The organism is Pseudaminobacter soli (ex Li et al. 2025), assembly GCF_029892515.1.
Classification (GTDB): Bacteria; Pseudomonadota; Alphaproteobacteria; order Rhizobiales; family Rhizobiaceae; genus Pseudaminobacter; species Pseudaminobacter soli_A.
The window spans coordinates 292,752-311,264 of record NZ_JARXVF010000006.1 but is presented as its reverse complement, the minus strand read 5'-3'; the positions used below and the strand labels follow the sequence as shown (position 1 = coordinate 311,264).

Here is an 18,513-nt window from a genome sequence, read left to right as displayed (position 1 = left end):
AAGCTATCCTGACATTTACTTCCGATAGCTGCGATACACTCTGTTGAGCAATTGATGTGACTTTTATCGATAGTGAGGTCTAAGCCGCATGAGAATCCCGAAATCGGGCATCGTATCGACTCCGGAACGCGACTTGAAAGCGAGAGGCTTTTGCCTTGATCAACGGCCGCAAGCTTGAATGCGCAGAAAAATGCGCATAGCTTCTCACGGAAACGGAGAAAATCATCATGGCTGCCGATCTGCGTTCCGCGCACACCAAGCGCGCCGCAAACCTGTCGATCGACGCGGCACTGCTCAGCGAAGCACGCCGGCTCGACATCAACATCTCGCGCGCGGCTGAGGAGGGCATCGCCAAGGCGGTCGCAGGCGCCAAGGCCGCACTGTGGCGCGCTGAAAATTTGGAAGCCCTGCAGAGTTCGAACGCCTATGTCGAGGCGAATGGCCTGCCGCTCGGGCACTACCGTCAATTCTGATGGCGCGCTACAACGTGTACGCCAATCCCGGCGGCGGTTATATCCTCGATGTCCAGGCCGATCTTCTCGATGAGTTGAAGACGCGTGTCGTCGTGCCGCTTTTGCCGCTTGACGCTGCGCCGCTGCCGGCCCGCCGGCTCAACCCGGTCTTCGAGATAGAAGGGGAAAGCTGCGCCATGGTCACCCAGTTCATGGCCGCCGTGCCGATCTCGGCACTTGCCACGCCCGTTGCCAACCTCTCAGCGCATCACGACCACATCGTGGCCGCACTCGACATGGTCTTCCACGGATTCTGAGATGGCGAGGGCGCCAAAACATCCTGTTTCCGACGCCGTTGCCCGGCGAGCTGAGGAACTCGACGCGCTGGATTCGGTTTTGCCCTTCCATCGCCGCGATCGACTAGCTGAAGTCCTGACCGACGAGGATGTCGCCATACTCCGGCATCTGGCCAGCGAGGGCATGGGGGAGAACTCGCTGCGGGCACTAGCCAGCGATTGCCACTATCTCGAAGCCTGGGCGCAGGCGGCAACCGGAGCGCCACTGCCCTGGCCTGCGCCGCAAGCGCTTTTGATGAAGTTCGTCGCGCACCATCTGTGGGATCCGGTGAGGCGCGAAAGTGATCCCGCCCACGGCATGCCGGGAGATGTAGCCGAAGCGCTCCGTTCACAGGGCCTTTTGCGCGTCGAAGGCCCGCATGCTCCATCGACTGTGCGGCGGCGCCTGTCGAGCTGGTCAACGCTGACGCGCCGGCGCTCGCCGACGGGCAAATTTGGCGCCCCCTCCCTGCAATCAGCACTCAGACTCGCGGTCCAAGCATTGGCGCGGTCACCTGGCCGCAAGAGCGCAAAAGCCGTAACCGCGGACATATTGGACCAGATCCTCGCAGCCTGTGCTGGCGATAGCCTGACTGACTTACGCGACCGCGCGATTCTGCTTGCCGCGTTCGCATCCGGTGGGCGCCGCCGCAGCGAGATCGCGTCGCTGCGCTGTGAGCAGCTCAGGGAAGAAGAGCCTGTCGCTTCCGAACCAGCCGAAAGTCCCCTACCCTGCCTGTCCATTCGTCTTTGCCGAACCAAAACCACCGCCTCCGGAGCTGATGCTACCGTCCTGCTCGTCGGCCGCCCGGCCCTCGCTCTGAAAGCTTGGCTCGAGCGGGCAAACATCGCCAAAGGGCCAGTATTTCGTGCCATCGACCGGTGGGGCAACCTCGAAGCCCGTGCTCTCACCCCTCAGGCGGTCAATCTCATCCTCAAACGGCGCATCGCCCAAGCGGGAATGGATCCAGTTCAGTTCAGCGCCCACGGTTTGCGCGTAGGCTACCTCACTGAATCCGCCCGCCGTGGAATTCCACTGCCCGAAGTAATGCAACAGTCACAGCACAAATCGGTCCGGCAAGCCTCGAACTACTACAACGAGGCCCTTCGGGAACCTGGCCAAGCCGCTCGTCTGCCGGACTGAACACGCATCTCCGCATCAGCTGCTTGTCCTTTTTGTCCAACCTGTGCCCTGGATGCTGATGACAGGGTATTCAGCACCCTGCCAACCGAATAACGCCCGTTCTCGGCTCGTTCAGTCAGCGCACGCAGATAGCCACCCGGCGACCTGATTTCAGTTGAACGCTCCAGAATGGTGGCGATGGTAACCGCTGCGGTGAGTTCACCCATCGCCTGCCGCGCTTCGTCCCAGGCATCTGGCGACACGCCAAGCATGGTTCGCACCAATCCCGCGGTCTGAACGAAGTCGCGCCAGTCGCCGATGCCCCTGCGGGCGTAGAGCGCAAATTGCGGACATGTCGCCATTACCGTTTCAAGCGGCGCAGGTACCGTTCTTTCGATTTCGCCGGGCTGGACGGCATCATCTTGCCACGCCTCATCGCTTTTCGCTCCAGCTAGTCGCTGCCGATTTCGGTTCAGCTCTTTTTCCGAGCTATCTTCAAAATAGAAATCTGAATCTGAATTCTGTATGTGGCGCTCAGAATCGGACTCATTGGCGCTCATTTCTTCGTTTGGAAGCGCATTTAGAAAGGCGATTTCCACATCTGCGCGCAGCCGAGACAGCTCCTGTCGACGGTTCGAGAGCTCGTCCTTGGCGGCGTTGCGAGCAACTCGTCCCGACAATCCGGTCAGTCGGGCCGCGAACTCTTCCCAGTGACCTGCCCTGCCCTCGCTTGCGGCCGCCCCGATCGTCTTTGCGATGTCGCGCAGATGAATGGTGATCTCCGTCCTCAGCGCCTGCAGAGAGCGCGCCAGGGCACGCGCGGCCGCTGCATGACCTTCGATCTCGTCCGCCCTGAGCGCCAGCGGTGCCAGGTCGAAGCCGAATGCGCTCTTGATCTCGCCATCGTTGCCACGGCGTGCGTAACGCTTACCGTTGGGGCTGTCGCGGCGAATGATCATCTGCGCGTCGACCAGCGCAGCTAGGTGCCGTCGCAGCGTTGCCGGTGCCATGCCGCGTGTGCGCATGGACAGTTCGGCATTGGAAGGGAACACGATCAGGGGCTCACGCCCATTGAGTTCCGCGCTCTGGTGGAAACTCAGCAGCGCCTCAAGCACTGCGATGGTGCGATCGGATAGGCCATAGACGGCCCTCGCCTCGGTCAGCGATCGCAATAGCCGCCATTTGTCTGCCGCCGGAGTCGGGTTACCTTCGCTATCGGCAGCCAGTAATTTCTGGCGTGCTTTAGCGACCTTTTCCTGGGCTGCGAACATGGCATGCGAAAGCGATCGACCACCGAATGGCGTCGTTGCAAAACGCTCTGTCATCACTTCAACCTCGATTCGAGGCAAGCAAAGCCGTTGCCGGAACGTGCCCAACACTTGACAAGTCAGGTCGGAAGTGATTCTCTCACAATCGCTACATTGATGAGGGCTTCCGGAATGGCGACGTTTCGGGGGCCTTTTTCTTGCCGGGTCCTTTCTTTCTAAGGGGTTCCTGGACGCATCCTACACACTGACACTCCCACCCGCCGGCCGCTTATTGTTGTGGTGATTCGGCCGGAAGTGGACAAATTCGGTCTATTCGCGCTGCCGCTCTACGAACCGCTCCAGCAGCGCCGGCAGTTCTTCACCGAGAAATTCGGCAAATCCAGCCGGCGCGGCCGTCAGTTCAAGTCGCGGCGTTTTTGACAGATTGCCAAGGCGGGCAAATATGCGCCCACGCTCGTCACGAATCTCGGTTGCCGCCGCCTCCACCTTTGGCTTGCGCGCCAGGCGATTGAACAACAGGGCAAAGCGCGCATCACTGTCGGCTGCGCGGAAACGCTCGCTCGTCACTTCATCAGAAGCCTTCACCTGCGCGGCTTCGCTCTTCAGAAGGTCTGCAAGCTCCATCCAGCGGGCGCGCCCAGCCTTCGGTGCAGGACCCACCGCCTGCGCGATCTGGAACGGCAGTGCCTCAGCCACCTGCAGGAAGCGGGTCATATCGGCCTTGTGCAGCGAAAGGGCTTCCTGCACCACTCCCCGCTCGAAGCCGTGCTTGATCAGCGCATGAGCGAACAGCGCCCGCTCAATGAAGGAGAGGTTGCGCCGTTCGTTATTTTCCTTGCCCTGCGCCAGCACCAGTTCGGCGTCGGTCAGGTTGCGCACAATGGCGCGCAGCGGCAGCTCAAGCCGCAGTACGGCGCGCAGGCGGCGGTGACCATAGGCAGCCTGGAACCGCCCAGGCTTTTCCGGATGCGGACGCACCAGCACCGGCACCTGCTGGCCGCTGCCTTTGATGCTTTCGACCAGCGCGGCGAAGTCCGGGTCGTGCTGGTCGTCGAAACTCAGGCGGTCGGAGATGAAGGAGGCATCAACCAGCGCCGGATCGAGCTCGACGATGCGCTCGCCGGCTTCCAGGCTCTCCTTCAGCCGCCTTGCATCCTCAAGCTCACGCGACAGGCCGCCAAGCGACAGGCCTATCGCCTTGACCGCCCCCGAGGCGGCGCGTGGCTTCTCGGCCGGCGTTACCGCCTCCGGGGCGGCAGGTTTCTGTTCCGGCCGCGGTGTGGGCGCCGGCGCCTGGTCCATTCCGAAGAGGGCTTTGAGTTGGTCCTTGCGGTTTGATGACATGCCAGCCCCCCTCAAGCCGTCCGATTCCAAGCTTTGAGCACAAGGCTCTCAATCTCGGAGTTGACAGCTGTCAACGATTCCATCGCGCGGTCATAGGTCGTGCGGGTGAAGCTTTCGCGGGACACTTCGTAGAGTGTCTGTTTGGTGAGGCCAGCATCGGAGAAGGCTGTTGATTTCACCAGCGGCGCGGTCAGCACGCGCGAGCCGAACAGCGAGCGCAGGAAGCCAGCGATCTGGGTCTGCGGCCCGTCATTGGGCTCGTAGCGCGTGATGAGATAGCGCATGAAGTCGAAATTGAGCTCGCCGCCGGCTTCGCGCACCACCGCCAGCAGGTCGGCGGTCATGAACAGGAATTGGCTCATCGAGGCGACGTCGAGCATCTGCGGATGCACGGTCACGAGTACCGAAGTTGCAGCGCACAGCGCCGATAGCGTCAAAAAGCCAAGCTGCGGTGGGCAGTCCACGACGATGACGTCGTAGTCGTCGGCTATAGTGGCGAAGGCTGCCTGCACGCGTGCGAAGAACAGCGGCTGGCCGTCATCGCCGCCCTGCTGCCGCGCCGAAAGCATATGCGGGGTGGTGTGCTCGAACTCCTGCAGTTCGAGATTGCCTGGCACAAGGTCGAGCCCGTCGAAATAGGTCTTGCGGATGATCTCGCTGAGAGGCCGACGGTTTTCGTCGTAACGGATCGCGCCATAGAGCGTGTCATTGCCGTTGAGGTCCAGCTCCGGCTGATAGCCGAACAGCGCCGACATCGAAGCCTGCGGGTCAAGATCAACGGCAAGCACTCGGAAGCCCGACAGTGCGAGATGCTGTGCCAGATGCGTGCTGGTCGTGGTCTTGCCTGAGCCGCCCTTGAAGTTGGTGACAGCGATCACCTGCAGATGTTCGCCCAATTCGGGATTACGGCGCGGCAGATAGGTGCGCGCCTTGGCGCCACCCTGATCGGCCAGATGCCGACGCAGCGCATTGATGTCGGCCAATGTATAAAGACGGCGGCCGCCAGTGCCCGTCTCGGGCTGCGGCCCCTCGCCTGCGATCGACAGTTGTCGCAGATAGCCGTCGGATACGCCGATCAGTTTGGCAGCCTCGCCGCTTGTGAACTTGCGCAGCATCTTGCGGGATTCGGGCTGGAACAAGCGATCGCGCATCGCCTGAAGCTGTGCCGACAGCATCTCGGCATCGGCCGCAATGGTCCGATCCGTCGACATGGCCGCCCCCTCAAATTGTCCCCAATCCTGTTCCTGCACCTTAGCCTCGGCAATCATTCTTTAATTCCTGTCAGTCCGGTTATCGCATTTTGAACGCAATCCCTCCGCGTCTGACGCGGAAATACAGGCTATTTGCGGACCATGCTCCGATTCGGGCGTGCAGGTCGAATCTCGACCTACGCCAGCCCAATTTTTAACGTGCAAAAGCCGCAGTAACGAAACTGAAGTTCTGTTACGCCGGAATAGTCGAATTACGTCCCAACTCCGTAACCAAGGTGCAGTCGGGGGCGATTCGCGTCAAGGGATTTATGGTTAACGGAAATTAACTATTCGGCGTCCTGTCAAGGGATCGTTTCGGATGCGTATGGTCTCTTCCGTTGGCGTTGACAGCTGTCAACGCCAGCGCTTGAGAAGGCAGAAGGAATGGGCCCGCCATTCGTCGCGAACCGCTGGCGTTCCATTCCGCGCTGAGCGGAGCCAGCCCGTCAGACGTTCGCGTTGAAGCGGAAGAACTCCACGCTGTAGCCCCCGGGATCGCGCAGCAGAAACGTCGTCACCAGCTTGTTCGTCGGCTGGTCCAGATCGAGCGGCACCTCTATCGCGGCGCTGCGCTCACTTGCCTGCGCATACCAAGCCTCGAGTTCCGGCGTCTCGATACTGAGCATCACGGCCTTCGCCTCTGACGCCTTGTGGTGCCCTTGGGCCGAAGCAACAAGCCCGACATAGGAATTTGTCGTGATGCGAAAGAACTTCACCCAACCCTTGTCGAAGGTTTTCTCGAAGCCGAGCAGATCGCCATAAAAGGCTTCAGGTGCAGTGAGGTCCTCATAATAGAAGAACGTCACCTGCGAATTTACGGCCGGCATTCCGGCTTCCCTTGGCAAGCCCATCTACGTCCTCACTCCCTCAACTGTCGAACCAGCCAAGCCCAATGGAGCCGCCAGAGCAATCGTTACGATACCGGAAGGAATAAGACTGGGATGGCCGTTGACAGCTGTCAATGTAGGGCCGCGCCCTATACCTGACGATTGGCTACGCCGGCCAAATGATAGCACGTCGCCATTTGCAGCCTGCGCGCTGTCCGATCGGAGCTACCGCCTCCGGTGGGCGCCGTTCCGCCGAACAGGTCGAGCCAGATTGCAAAGTCGCTTTCCGCCACGTCCTTGAGTATGACATGAGCCGGTACCGGGCCCGTCATAGGTCCCGGTCTTGAGGGTCAGCGAGCGCCAAGACTTGACCATCTTCCGAGATGCAGTTCCCAGTCACCGGCAATCTCGCGCGCGAAGATAGCGCCCAGCCGCGGGTCGCTACGAATCCTGACATAGAAGGTGCGCACACGGCGCCCGATGACGGCGCGATCCATCTGCGGTTGGGCGAGGGGTCTTTCAGTCATCGAACGCTCTCTCTCGAGGGAGGCCATCTGCCGTGATCTTCAGATATGCCAGCCACGTTCCCGGCCGGCCGCGCACCCCGCAAAATTCGATACATCGCAACCCCGTGGCGCGACCCGTCCTGCAGAAGCGCCAGTCACCACAGTTTTAGTATTGCTAAAAACCGCTTGACGACACCCCGGTTGCGGAGCCAAATTTTAGTCACGCTAAAACTCTCGGAGGATCACCCTTGAGCGGGGAACCAGCCACCAGCCAAGTTGCGAGTGAGGAAAGAAACTCCCTCGGCCAGCGGCTGCGCGAGCGCCGAACTGGTCTCGGCTTTACTTTGAAAGAGGTTGCCGACAGCGCAGGCTTCTCGGTCGGCTTCATCTCCCAGATCGAGCGTGGCATCACCACACCATCGCTCACCTCGCTGGTCGCAGTCTGCCGTGTCCTCGATGCCGATGTCAGCCAATTCCTGTCGCAGGCGCGCGGTGAGGGGCCTGTCACCCGGCACGAACAGCGCCCGGCCTATGCGATTGGCGACAGCTCCAACGCCATAACCTATGAGCGGCTCTCGGCCGCCTTTCCAGGCAGCGCGTTGACAAGTGTCCTGATGCACCACCCCGCCGGCTACCGCACCGAACTGACGTCGCACGAGGGCGAGGAGATCTTCTTCGTGCTGCAGGGTGCGCTCACCGTCGAAGTTGACGGCGAGGCGACGGTTCTGGAGGCTGGCGATTCCGTACACTTCGCTTCGACGAGACTGCATGCCAGCTGGAACCATACCGGCGAAACGACCACCATTCTGCACACTTGCACGATGAACGTGTTCAGCAACAGCGCAAGTGACACCGACTCACAGGCGCCCGTCGCCGTCCGTCGCGCCGGGCGCGGCAATGTCGCAACGCACCCCCATTTGAAGCTTCACCGATCATGACATAGCGAGACGCCGACCAAACCGGCTCGGCTGCCGGACTCTTTAGTTCCCTCCCCCATGCGGCACTTCCGTCGCAACATTCCCAAAACCGCGAAAAGCCGGCCCGCCGGCAATGGAGAAGACCCAATGCAAAAGCCCGATTATCAGGAATTCGTTCGCGCCATGGCCGCAGCTGGCAACCAGCCGGAAGCCGCCTGCGAGGCGCTCTACAAGCTCACTCAAGACACCGTCGGTGTGAAACTCTTCACCATCACGATCAACGATCCGGTCGCCGAAGTCGCGCGCCGCATCTATACCAACATGCCCGAAGCCTATCCGGTTTCCGGCACCAAGCCGGCCGACAAGACCGATTGGTCGCGGCAGGTGATCGATGAAAAGCGCACCTTCGTTGCCAATGCCATCGACGATATCGCGGCGGTCTTCCCCGACCATGAACTGATCAAGTCGCTCGGCTGTGAATCCGTCATCAACGTGCCGGTGGTGGTCGAAGGCGAGGTTCTCGCTACCATTAACTGCCTGCACGAGGCCGGCTTCTACACGCCCGAACGGGTTGCAGCATCCGAAGCGCTGAAGCTGCCTGGTGCGATCTGCGTCATGCTCAACGACCGCAACGGCGGCATCTGAGCATACGATGCCCGGAACCCACGTAATACGAGGAGAGCAGAGATGACCATAGATACTGCCAAGCGGCTGGCCGCGCTGCGCGAAAGAATGCGTGCCACCGACACCGATCTCGTGGCGATCGCGCCCGGTTCGCATATGGACTGGCTGCTGGGCTTCCACCCGCACCCCGACGAGCGGCCCTGTCTGCTGCTCGTGGCGCGCGAAAAGGAGACCTTCCTGATGCCGGTCCTGAACGCCGAGGGCACCCGGGAATGCACCGACATCGGCTTCCATAACTGGGCCGATGCTGACGGACCGGATGCGGCGTTGACAGCTGCGCTCGCCGACATCGGCGCAGCCCAGGCGAAGAAGGTGGTGCTGGACGAGACGATGCGCGCCGACTTCGCACTGCTTTTGCTCGGCGCACTGCCTGGTGCCCAGCATGCCTTCACCGCCGACACGATCGGCGCGCTGCGGATGCGCAAGGATGCCGGCGAGTATGCCAAGCTGAAGATGAATGCCGGCATCGCCGACCGCGCCATGCAGAAGGCCTTTGCTTCGATACGCGTCGGAATGAGCGAGCGCGAATTGGCCGAAATCATTCGCGGCCACTTCTCCTCAGAGGGCGCAGCTCCCGCATTCTGGATTGTCGGCGCCGGCCAGAACGGTGCTTTCCCGCACCATCAGACCGGCGAGCGCAAGCTGGCCGAGGGCGATGCGGTAGTGGTCGACATCGGCGGCCGCAAGAGCGGTTTCCCGAGCGACATCACCCGCATGGCAGTGGTCGGCCGACCGCCGGAAGGCTACGGCCAGATCCACACCATCGTCGAGCGGGCAGTGCAGGCGGCACTCAAGGCAGCGCGTCCGGGCGTGAAGGCCAGGGATGTCGACGCGGCGGCGCGCGGCGTGATCGCGGACGCTGGCTACGGAGAATTCTTCGTCCATCGCACCGGACACGGCATGGGTATCGACGGTCACGAGCCGCCCTACGTCACCGCGACCTCGGAAACGGTGCTGGAGGAGGGGATGGTGTTCTCCATCGAACCCGGCATCTACCTGCCGGGCCGCTTCGGTATCCGTCTCGAGGAGATCGTCATCCTGCGCGAGGACGGTCCCGAGATCCTGTCCGAGTTGCCGCGCGAGGTTCATGTGGCCCAAGTGTGAGGGCTGGCTAAAGACTTGGGATCCGGCGTGGGACTGAATTGTCCGTGCCGGATCCTTCCTGTTTGACCAGGTCAGTTTCTCCTGGAAACGCTGTTTCACCTGTAACGGAAGTAAAGGCCTACTTCACTTCCGTTTTGAGGAAACATCAAATGCTTACAAGAGGATAGAAGGCGGCCGGTCACTCGTCGGGAGAGGGGGGCAGGGCTGTTTTGCTGCCAAATGTACATGCCAGATCAGGCAAGCTACGATGCCGGGCTCGGTTTCGCTTGCTGCATATCGCTGGGGCTTGCAACCCCGCGACGGGGCCGACGACATCTGGTGCGGGCGACCCTCTAGGCTTGATCCCCCGTCGCGGCGGGCCGAAAAGCCGATAAGGCGCTTGCGTTCCGTGCGCGACCATGACGTCGAGTGGGCCGATGCCGTCGCGATTGATCGGGCGCTTCGCAGGGGCTGCGCGGTATCAGAGCCGAGTCCATCTGCATCGCTCCTGCGTCCCACTTGATCAAGCTGACCTCTCGACTGCAGCGGACCACGGGCATGTGCGCCTATTATGGGATGGCGGCATAAGCCGGGCGTAATGCCCGGCTCGGGAATGCCGTCACCTGTAGGACCGACCCCGCCGCAAGGAGGGCAATGCCCTGGTCTGCAACTGCCCTCTGGCTCCCTCGAGGTTGAGGTTTTGCGTCCCGGCGTCGCCCAATTGAGTTCCTGCGGCCCCTTTTTGGGTCCGCCAACACCCGGCTATCCTAAGGCTTGTGAGTCGCTTCGCGTGGAGACTTCAGATGCGGATTGTCGTTGCCCGGCTAAATCATGAAACCAATACGTTCTCGCCGGTGCCGACAAAGCTTGGCTCCTTCGATCCGAAGACGGGCCAGCAGGCGCTCGCTTTTGCTCAAGGCTCCAATACCGCGCTCGGTGCATTTTATGACTATGCCTTGCGTATTGGCGCTGAACTGGTGTTGCCGCTGACAGCCACCGCCAACCCTAGCGGTCCTGTCGACGACGAAGCTTTTGAGGAGATGGTGGCGGCCATTCTTCAGGCCGTGGACGAAAGCTGCGACGCCATCCTGCTCGATCTGCACGGCGCGATGGTGACGCAACGGTTTGACGATGGCGAGGGGGAATTGCTCGCCCGGATCAGGCGCAAGACGCCCGAGGTTCCCTTGGGTGTGGCGCTGGACCTTCATGGTAACGTCACGCAACGCATGGTTGAGAACTGCGACTGCATCGTTGGTTTCAAGACCTACCCGCATGTCGATATGTATGCGACGGGCGAGCATGTCACGCGCATCATCGATATGATGCTGCAAGGTGGTCCACGGCCACATCAGAGCTGTGTTCACCCGCCCATGCTCGCGGCAACGCTGCGCATGAACACGAATGTTCCCTGCGCAATGACTGACATAGTCAATCTGGCGCGCGAGGCCGAGAAAGGGGAAGGCGTTTATGCAGTCACGGTTTTCGGCGGATTTCCGATTGCCGACACGCCCGACACCGGAGTTTCGGTCGTTGCCGTCGCAAAAGATGCTGCGACTTCTGAAACTCTGGCAATTGAAGTTGCCGCCGAAGCGTGGCGCAGGCGGGAGGAATTCCTTTACGAACAAGGTCCGCTGGAGACTTCGCTAGCCGCCGCAAGAGAAGGGTCTGGGCTTCCGGGAAGCGGCCCGGTTCTGTTACTAGACCATGGCGACAATTGCATGTCCGGCGGCACGTGCGACAACATGGATGTGCTGCAAGAAATGCTGGCCGCCCGCTTTGATGGAATTGTCGCCGGTCCGATCTGCGACCCAGAAATTGTCGCGACGCTGATCGCTGCAGGCGTCGGCGCCACGCTCACCATTGAGCTTGGCAACAAGGTAAAGGCGCAGGGCTTTGTGCCGCCCCACGCGCCCTTGAGACTTGAGGGCCGCGTCGCGGCGATCGGCGATGGGACCTATATTGTCTCGGGGCCAATCTATACCGGCCAGCTTTGCCAGATGGGTCGTGCCGTCAAGTTCGAAACGGACGATGCCGTCATCCTGATCACCGAACTTCCTCATGAGCCATGGGACCTCGGCGTCTTCCAGTGCACAGCAATCGATCCATTGGCGGCGCGCTATCTTGTGCTTAAATCGCGCATGTATTGCAGACCGGTCTTCGAACCGCGCTGCAAGGTGGTTGTGGAATGCGCAAGCTCGGGCGTGACCAGTTCCGATTATGAACTGTTTTCTTTTCGCAAGATCAGTAGGCCGATTTATCCGCTCGACCATGATGTACATTGGTAAATCGTCGGGGGCGAAGAAGGCGTCAGGCAGCGTCGCGGTGGTAGGCGATCGTGCTCCAGGAGCGGTTCGCGGCAGGGTGCCGGCATTCGCACACCTAAGGCGCACTTGTCATGGCATGGATTCCTCGCCGCGCAGGCGCTTCAACACGATGCGGATCTTCTCCTTCGGTCCGTTCTGTTTGCGCGTGGCCGACGAATGTCTTCTCGGTTTACCATTGGATTGCACGTGTCCGGATGTGCCGACGTCGGTGTCGCGAAAGCCATTGCGCCAGTCCCACTTCACGCCTGCTGCCGGTTCTCATCCAGCTCGGCGATCAGCTATTCGCCGAGCGAGACGCAGCGCTGCACCCAGCTTTCGGTCGACAGCATCTCCGCTCTCAGTCTGGTGCTCGGGATCCTCGACGGCATTCGCGACTATGCCTTCGAGCAAGGGTTACTGGTTTCTGCTCATGTCACACAATCCAATCCGGGTCTCGAGCAGGCGGTCCTGCGCGCAGTGCTACGCGATCCATCCATTGCCCGCGTCGTTTATGCCACGATCTTCACTCGCAAGGTGCGCGTGCCGTCGGAGTTGAAATCGATGCCGACGGTGCTTCTCAATTGCTACGCCGATCCGCGCCAGCATGCGGCAATCGTGCCGGGCGAGGTGGCGGGCGGCTTTGCGGCCACTGCGCACCTGACCGCTCTCGGTCACAAGCGCATCGGCAGATATTTCCGTCCTGATCCACCAGAAAGCCGTTGCAAGTCGAAAGCACCAGCGCCGCTCGGTCGAATTAGAACCCGTAGGCCACCCTCCGCCAACACCCGATCGCATTCCTTCGCGAAGAACTTCTGCCGGCAAGAAACGATGACCGAACAACGTCCTCTTTGATCACGCTCCAGCAAATCCGATGAGGAACGAGGTCAGATTGTCGGAAAGGGCATCACAGAGATAGCCGCCTTCCTGCACGATGACGGTGGGCAGGCGAAGTTTTGCAATCGCCTCGGCAATGCGCGCAAAGCCCGGTGTCGTCACTGACAGGCCACCGAATGGATCGCCCTCGAAAGCGTCGAGCCCCAGCGCCACGACAATCGCCTCGGGCGCAAAGGCACGGATGCGCTGCAGCCCCTTGTCGAGTGCCGCCAGGAACTCCGCGTCAGCTGATTTGCGCGCCAGCGGCAAGTTGAGATTGTAGCCGAGGCCGGGGCCTTCCCCACGCTCGTCAGCATGACCCCAGAAGAACGGATAGAAGCGGATCGGGTCGGCATGGATCGATACCGTCAGCACGTCGGGCCGCGCATAGAAGATACCCTGCGTGCCGTTGCCGTGATGCAGGTCGACGTCGAGGATCGCGACACGCGCGGCATTCTTCCGTAGGCGCTGCGCGGCAACCGCCGAATTGTTAATAAAGCAGAAGCCGCCAGCCACATCGGCAAAGGCGTGGTGCCCGGGCGGGCGGCAGAGCGCATAGGCCGCCGGCTCGCCCGACATCACGGCTTCCGCAGCGTCAACAGCGCTCCACGCACTCCAGAGAGAGCTTTCCCAGGTGTCCGCCGAGATGGGGCATGAGGTGTCGGCCATATGGTAGCCGGCTTGGCCGACAGCTGAGGCCGGATAGCTGCCGCCACGCGCGATTGGATGGATGTTGGGGATGACCTCCTGCGAAGCGCCCTCGATGCGCTGCCAGCGCTCGTAGATGTGCTCGAGGAAATCAAGATATTCGGGTGTGTGAACAGCCGCGACGGGCCCCAGCCCGTGCTCGCGCGGCCGAACGATCTCGCAGCCGGCGGCGCGTGCGCCCATCAACAGCCGCTCCACCCGCTCAGGCTGCTCCGGATTGGGCTTAGGCGCCCCACTGGAGAGAAAGGCCTTGGGGTCGTGACGCTTCTGCTCGTCGGCGTAGAAGGCTTTCATGGGAGCTCCTGAATATCTGGTTTAATTCGCATCGGTGCGCGCCAGCGCAAGAAAGGCTTCGCCATACGCACCGTGGTCACGATCGCTGTCGAGCCAGCCGATACCGAGCCTTTCGTAAAAGCCCTGCGCAGAGACATTGTCGACATCGACCGCTAGCCGCAGATAGACGCCGCCGCGCTCCCGCGACCACCTTGCCACCTCGCGCAGCAGGCACTCGCCGATCTTGCGTCCGCGGAACCGCTCGTCGACATAGAGGTCCTGCACATAGACGCCGGGTCGCCCGAGCCAGGTCGAGAAGATCGGGAAGAACAGGCAGAGCGCGGCGAACTCCCCATCGACTTCCGCGATCAGGCTCGAGAACGCGGCATTCGGCCCGAAGCCGAAGCGGCGGAAATCTTCGGCCGTGCTGGCGATCTTGAGCTTCATGCCGAGATGGTGGCCGAGCCTCAGGATCGCTTCGTGCATCATCTCCGCGTCGGCGGGCTCAGCCGGCCTGACGGTGACATTCGGGGGAGGGGGGCTCATCGGCGTCCTCGGCATCAATTGCGAGCAATCCGCTCTACCATCAAAACGCCACTCGGTCGCCGCCCTTGAGGCCCAGCATGTCGCGCGCCTCCGCGGGGCTGGCCACTTCCAGCGACAGCGCCTCCAGAACCTTGCGAATGCGCCGGACCTGGTCGGCGTTTGAGCGGGCAAGCTGGCCGCGCCCGTCATAGAGGCTGTCTTCTAGTCCGACGCGCACATTGCCGCCCATGGCCGCGGCCATGGTGATCATCGGCATCTGATGGCGGCCCGCAGCGAGCACGGAGAAGCTGTAGCCGTCACCGAACAGCTTGTCGGCAACGCGCTTCATATGGGCGAGATTGTCCGGGTCGGCTCCGATGCCGCCAAGCACACCGAACACGAACTGGATGAACAGGTGACCGGTGACCAACCCGCGGTCGCGGAAATGCGCGAGCGAATAGAGATGGCCGACATCATAGCATTCGAACTCGAAGCGTGTGCCGCAGCCCTTGCCCAGCCGGTCGAGGATGAATTCCATGTCGGCGAAGGTGTTCTTGAAGATCGAACTGCGCGTGGCTTCGAGCAGCTTCGGCTCCCATTCGTGTTGCCATTCGGCCGGCTTGTCGAGGGCGGGGAACAGGGCGAAGTTCATCGAACCCATGTTGAGCGAGCACATTTCCGGTTCTGCCCGCAGGGAGGCGGCGAGCCGGTCGTCCAACGTCATCAACGAGGAGCCGCCGGTGGAGATGTTGATCACCGACTCGGTCGCCTGCTTGATGCGCGGCAGGAACTGCATGAACACGTCCGGATCGGCGGTCGGCCGCCCGTCTTTCGGATCGCGGGCATGCAGGTGCAGGATCGAGGCGCCGGCCTCCGCCGCCGCAATCGCCTCCGAAGCGATCTGGTCAGGCGTGATCGGCAGATAGGGCGACATGGTCGGCGTGTGGACCGAACCGGTGACAGCGCAAGTGATGATGACCTTGCGGCGCGATGATTTTGTGGGAGCCGTCATGATTGGCCTCAGCGGTTCACGGGAAGGTCGAGTTCGGTGGCGAGCGCTTCCAGCGTATCGCCGAGGACGGAGACGATTTCGCCGATCTCCTCGCGCGTCACGATGAGCGGCGGGGCGACCATGAAATTGTCGCTGAACGGCCCGCCGCGCACGCGGCGCGAATAGATGATCAGCCCGCGCTCGAAGGCGAGGTCGATCAGCCGGACATTGGCGCTGAGCTCTGCCGGCAGCGGCGTCTTGGTCACCGGATCGGCGTAGAGCTCGGCGCCGAGCAGCAGGCCCTTGCCGCGCACATCGCCCACGAAGGGGAAACGCTTGGTCAACGCTTCAAGCTCGCCCTTCAGCACTTCGCCCATCGCGGCCGAGTTGCCTATCAACCCCAGCCGGTCGACTTCACCCAGCACCGCAAGGCCAGCCGCACAGGCCACCGGGTTGCCGCCGTAGGTGTGGCCGTGCAGGAAGCCGCCGGCGGCGATCACCGGACCGACGATCCGTTCTGTCGCGGCCAGCGCGCCGAGCGGCGCATAGCCAGAGGAAAGACCCTTGGAGAGCGAGATGATGTCGGGCTTGCAGTTCCAGTGGTCGCCGCCGAGGAATTTGCCGGTGCGGCCGATGCCGGTCATCACCTCGTCGTGGATGAGCAGGATGCCGTAGCGATCGCAGATTTCGCGGATGCGCGCGAAATAGCTGTCTGGCGGAACAAGTGCTGCGGTGGCCGCGCCCCCGATCGGCTCCATCACGAAGGCCAGCACGCTTTCCGGGCCCTCCTCAATGATTTTCGCTTCCAGCATGTCGGCATAGCGCAGGCCGCGCTGTTCGAGCGACAGATTGTCGTTGTCGCGATGAACCATCGGCGCGGGGATGAGCGGCATCGGCTGGCCCATCTGCTCGAAGGTTTTTGTCAGCACATCGTCGCCGGTGACGCCGAGCGAGCCCACGGTGATGCCGTGGTAGGAGGGCATCCGCCCGATGATCTTCCAGCGGTTCGGCTGGCCTGTTGCAACCGCCCACTGCCGGGCGAGCTTCAGGCAGGCTTCCACCGCCTCCGAGCCGCCGGAAACGAAATAGATGCGCTCAAGCCCGTTGGGCAGGCGCTTGGCTAGCTCGCGGGCCAGTTCGACGGCAGGCTCGCTCTCGAAATGGATGGTGTAGGCAAAGCTCACGCGGTCCATCTGGCGCTTTACCGCGTCGATGACAACGTGGTTGCCGTGGCCGATATTGACGTTTACCGCCCCGCTCGATCCGTCGATAAAGCGGCGGCCGGTCTTGTCCCACAGATAGATGCCGTCGGCGCGGTCCACCATCGGCCGCGGCGCGCGGGTAAAATGAAAGAGGTTCGGTTTGCGGCCAGTCTCGGCCGTTGTGGAATGAACGGTCATGCCCCTTTGCCTCCCAGATAGCGGTCGAGAACATTTGCGGTGACGCGCTCGACCATCGCGTCCTGGCGCTTCAGCGCCGCCACCCATTCGCAGCTTCCGGCGTGGAACACCTCGCCCTTGCCGCGCGGGAAATTCACGATCATGCCGCAGCCGCGCTTGACGCGGTCCACAGCCGCCTCGCCCTCATTGCCGACGATGATGTCGGCGACGAACTTGGCATCGGCGTCCGAGAGGAATTGGTCGTCGGCGGGAATGTCGGCACTTTCTTCCTTCAACGAGGACATGCCAAGCGCCAGGATTTCGAGGCCCTCCGGCGCGCCGGAATTCTCGGCCGGTTCCGGCAACCCGCCCCGAATGATGTAGTCGAGGCCGTCGACCTCGTAGCCGAAGGCATGGCCGTCAGCACCCAGCAGGTCGCCGTAATAGATGCCGGTGCCGGCAAAGGCCCAATGCTCCGGCCGGTAGACCGGAAAGCCGCGCACGCCGCGCGGCGCGCAGCCGCCCCAGCCGACATAAAGGCCGCGCAGGGCGTTGAGCCCGAAGGTCTGCGCGGCCGGCCGGCCGGTTTCCGCTGCCTCCCAGCAGCCGGAAGTGCGGCTGGGGTCGGCTGAGCGATAGACCGGGTCTTCGGCGCGGGCGCGGTATTTGTAGCAGGTCTGGCGCTTGCCACTGTCCTCAAGCCGCGTCTGCCACATGAAGTTGCCGGCAAAGCGGGCCGCATGACCGCCGCGCTCGACATAGTTGTCGACCGCATCGCGCATTTCCCAGGTCCAGTATTCGTCATGGCCGACGAAGACGACGCAGTCATAGCCGTCGAGGATTTCGGGTTCGAAATGCAACTCGTGCTGGCTGGCAAGGTCGACCGCATAGCCGGCGCGTTCGGCCCAGCGGAAGAAATGGCTGTCATAGCTCGCCCAGCCCGACGAAGCGTATTTCTTCGAATAGCCGTTGGCGAAAGCCCATTCCATATGCGGGTAGCGCGGCGTGGCTGCCGGTGGCGTATAGATTTCCAGCGGTACGCGCGGCGCATCGGCCGGCAGCAGCGCAAAGCCACGGCAGAAGGGTCGCTCGATGCTCACCGTCGTCGCATATTGATCCCGACCGGGCCCGGTGATGCCCTGATAATGGTTGGAGCCGCCCCAGGTGTTGTAGGCTGTCCAGGTGCCGGTGGCGGCCACCTGCAGCACGCGGCCGGGCTTGCGGCCCAGCGCTGGGCGCAGGATGAAAAGGTGGTGGCATTGGATCGGCCTGCCGTCGCGTCCCTCCGCCGTCAGCGTGATGCGATAGGCGCCCGACGGCCAGCTTTCTTCCACGCGGAATTCGAAGGAGGCCTCCCAGCCGCAGCCTATGACTGAGCATTGGTCCGGTGTGTCTTGCCAGCGAGCGGCAAGATTCTCGCGCGTCAACACTGGCGTTTCGGTGGCGCCGTCGCGCACGATCTCCAGCCGGTAGCTAGCTGCTGTGGAGCTGACATGCAGCCGCGCGGTGGCGCCTGGCGCGTAGGAGTAGGTGTCGGTGTAGCACCAGATCTCGCCGCGCGCCCCGTCCATGCCGGGATATTCGTAATAGTGGCCCAGCACCGCCTCGCGGCGCTGTTCCGGCGTCAGTCCGAAATCGGGAAATTCGTTGGTTCTGTTCTGCATGGTCGGTC

The 18,513-nt window shown here is 62.2% G+C and carries 18 protein-coding genes; 8 read left to right on the top strand and 10 right to left on the bottom strand.

The genetic code is table 11. From position 1 onward, the window contains the following. The first annotated feature begins 227 nt into the window (after positions 1–227). Genes M2281_RS22940 through M2281_RS22930 form a run of 3 tightly spaced genes read left to right on the top strand, consistent with a single transcriptional unit; the run spans position 228 to position 1,931 of the window. Positions 228–473, top strand: a complete 246-nt coding sequence (locus tag M2281_RS22940) for a type II toxin-antitoxin system CcdA family antitoxin (RefSeq protein WP_280823502.1) — start codon at positions 228–230, stop codon at positions 471–473. Beyond that, positions 473–769, top strand: a complete 297-nt coding sequence (locus M2281_RS22935; protein ID WP_280823501.1) for a CcdB family protein — start codon at positions 473–475, stop codon at positions 767–769. Before M2281_RS22940 ends, M2281_RS22935 begins: the two co-directional genes overlap by 1 nt. 1 nt (position 770) lies before the next feature. Further along, positions 771–1,931 carry a site-specific integrase gene (locus tag M2281_RS22930; RefSeq protein WP_280823500.1) on the top strand — a complete coding sequence of 387 codons (1,161 nt, stop codon included), beginning with the start codon at positions 771–773 and terminating at the stop codon, positions 1,929–1,931. On the opposite strand, the gene repC is transcribed toward M2281_RS22930, so the two are convergent. The 5 genes from repC to M2281_RS22905 all read right to left on the bottom strand — a co-directional run bounded on the left by repC (position 1,880) and on the right by M2281_RS22905 (position 7,126). Continuing rightward, positions 1,880–3,235: a plasmid replication protein RepC gene (gene repC, locus M2281_RS22925; protein WP_280823499.1), complete on the bottom strand. Its 1,356-nt coding sequence runs from the start codon at positions 3,233–3,235 to the stop codon at positions 1,880–1,882. The two genes, M2281_RS22930 and repC, sit on opposite strands and share 52 nt — an antisense overlap. A gap of 252 nt (positions 3,236–3,487) precedes the next feature. Continuing rightward, on the bottom strand, positions 3,488–4,522 hold the full coding sequence (repB, locus tag M2281_RS22920) for a plasmid partitioning protein RepB (RefSeq protein ID WP_280823498.1): 1,035 nt from the start codon (positions 4,520–4,522) through the stop codon (positions 3,488–3,490). Positions 4,523–4,533: 11 nt separating this feature from the next. After that, positions 4,534–5,733, bottom strand: coding sequence for a plasmid partitioning protein RepA (repA, locus tag M2281_RS22915; protein WP_280823563.1), 1,200 nt, complete (start codon positions 5,731–5,733; stop codon positions 4,534–4,536). A 485-nt stretch (positions 5,734–6,218) separates the two neighbouring features. Beyond that, positions 6,219–6,599 (bottom strand): VOC family protein, encoded by a 381-nt coding sequence (locus tag M2281_RS22910; protein WP_280823497.1) that lies wholly within the window; start codon positions 6,597–6,599, stop codon positions 6,219–6,221. Between the two features lie 350 nt (positions 6,600–6,949). Then, on the bottom strand, positions 6,950–7,126 hold the full coding sequence (locus tag M2281_RS22905; protein ID WP_280823496.1) for a hypothetical protein: 177 nt from the start codon (positions 7,124–7,126) through the stop codon (positions 6,950–6,952). Between the two features lie 227 nt (positions 7,127–7,353). On the opposite strand from M2281_RS22905, the gene M2281_RS22900 reads away from it, so the two are divergent. The 5 genes from M2281_RS22900 (at position 7,354) to M2281_RS22875 (ending at position 12,944) form a co-directional block, all read left to right on the top strand. Next, positions 7,354–8,043: a helix-turn-helix domain-containing protein gene (locus tag M2281_RS22900; RefSeq protein ID WP_280823495.1), complete on the top strand. Its 690-nt coding sequence runs from the start codon at positions 7,354–7,356 to the stop codon at positions 8,041–8,043. Positions 8,044–8,169: 126 nt separating this feature from the next. Further along, the gene (locus M2281_RS22895; RefSeq protein ID WP_280823494.1) at positions 8,170–8,667 is read left to right on the top strand and encodes a GAF domain-containing protein; all 498 of its coding nucleotides are present in this window, start codon (positions 8,170–8,172) and stop codon (positions 8,665–8,667) included. 42 nt (positions 8,668–8,709) lie between these two features. Further along, positions 8,710–9,810 carry a M24 family metallopeptidase gene (locus tag M2281_RS22890; RefSeq protein WP_280823492.1) on the top strand — a complete coding sequence of 367 codons (1,101 nt, stop codon included), beginning with the start codon at positions 8,710–8,712 and terminating at the stop codon, positions 9,808–9,810. A 782-nt stretch (positions 9,811–10,592) separates the two neighbouring features. Next, positions 10,593–12,074: a M81 family metallopeptidase gene (locus tag M2281_RS22880; RefSeq protein WP_280823490.1), complete on the top strand. Its 1,482-nt coding sequence runs from the start codon at positions 10,593–10,595 to the stop codon at positions 12,072–12,074. Positions 12,075–12,299: 225 nt separating this feature from the next. Then, positions 12,300–12,944, top strand: coding sequence for a hypothetical protein (locus M2281_RS22875; RefSeq protein WP_280823489.1), 645 nt, complete (start codon positions 12,300–12,302; stop codon positions 12,942–12,944). Here the strand turns inward: M2281_RS22875 and M2281_RS22870 are convergent, their stop codons facing one another. Genes M2281_RS22870 through M2281_RS22850 form a run of 5 tightly spaced genes read right to left on the bottom strand, consistent with a single transcriptional unit; the run spans position 12,945 to position 18,505 of the window. Then, the gene (locus M2281_RS22870) at positions 12,945–13,967 is read right to left on the bottom strand and encodes a histone deacetylase family protein (RefSeq protein ID WP_280823488.1); all 1,023 of its coding nucleotides are present in this window, start codon (positions 13,965–13,967) and stop codon (positions 12,945–12,947) included. A gap of 21 nt (positions 13,968–13,988) precedes the next feature. Further along, positions 13,989–14,492: a GNAT family N-acetyltransferase gene (locus M2281_RS22865; RefSeq protein ID WP_280823487.1), complete on the bottom strand. Its 504-nt coding sequence runs from the start codon at positions 14,490–14,492 to the stop codon at positions 13,989–13,991. A 40-nt stretch (positions 14,493–14,532) separates the two neighbouring features. Further along, the gene (locus M2281_RS22860; RefSeq protein ID WP_280823486.1) at positions 14,533–15,483 is read right to left on the bottom strand and encodes a 3-keto-5-aminohexanoate cleavage protein; all 951 of its coding nucleotides are present in this window, start codon (positions 15,481–15,483) and stop codon (positions 14,533–14,535) included. A gap of 8 nt (positions 15,484–15,491) precedes the next feature. After that, positions 15,492–16,862, bottom strand: a complete 1,371-nt coding sequence (locus M2281_RS22855) for an aspartate aminotransferase family protein (RefSeq protein WP_280823485.1) — start codon at positions 16,860–16,862, stop codon at positions 15,492–15,494. Beyond that, the gene (locus M2281_RS22850; RefSeq protein ID WP_280823483.1) at positions 16,859–18,505 is read right to left on the bottom strand and encodes a N,N-dimethylformamidase beta subunit family domain-containing protein; all 1,647 of its coding nucleotides are present in this window, start codon (positions 18,503–18,505) and stop codon (positions 16,859–16,861) included. The genes M2281_RS22855 and M2281_RS22850 overlap by 4 nt, the downstream gene beginning before the upstream one ends. Positions 18,506–18,513 lie beyond the last annotated feature (8 nt).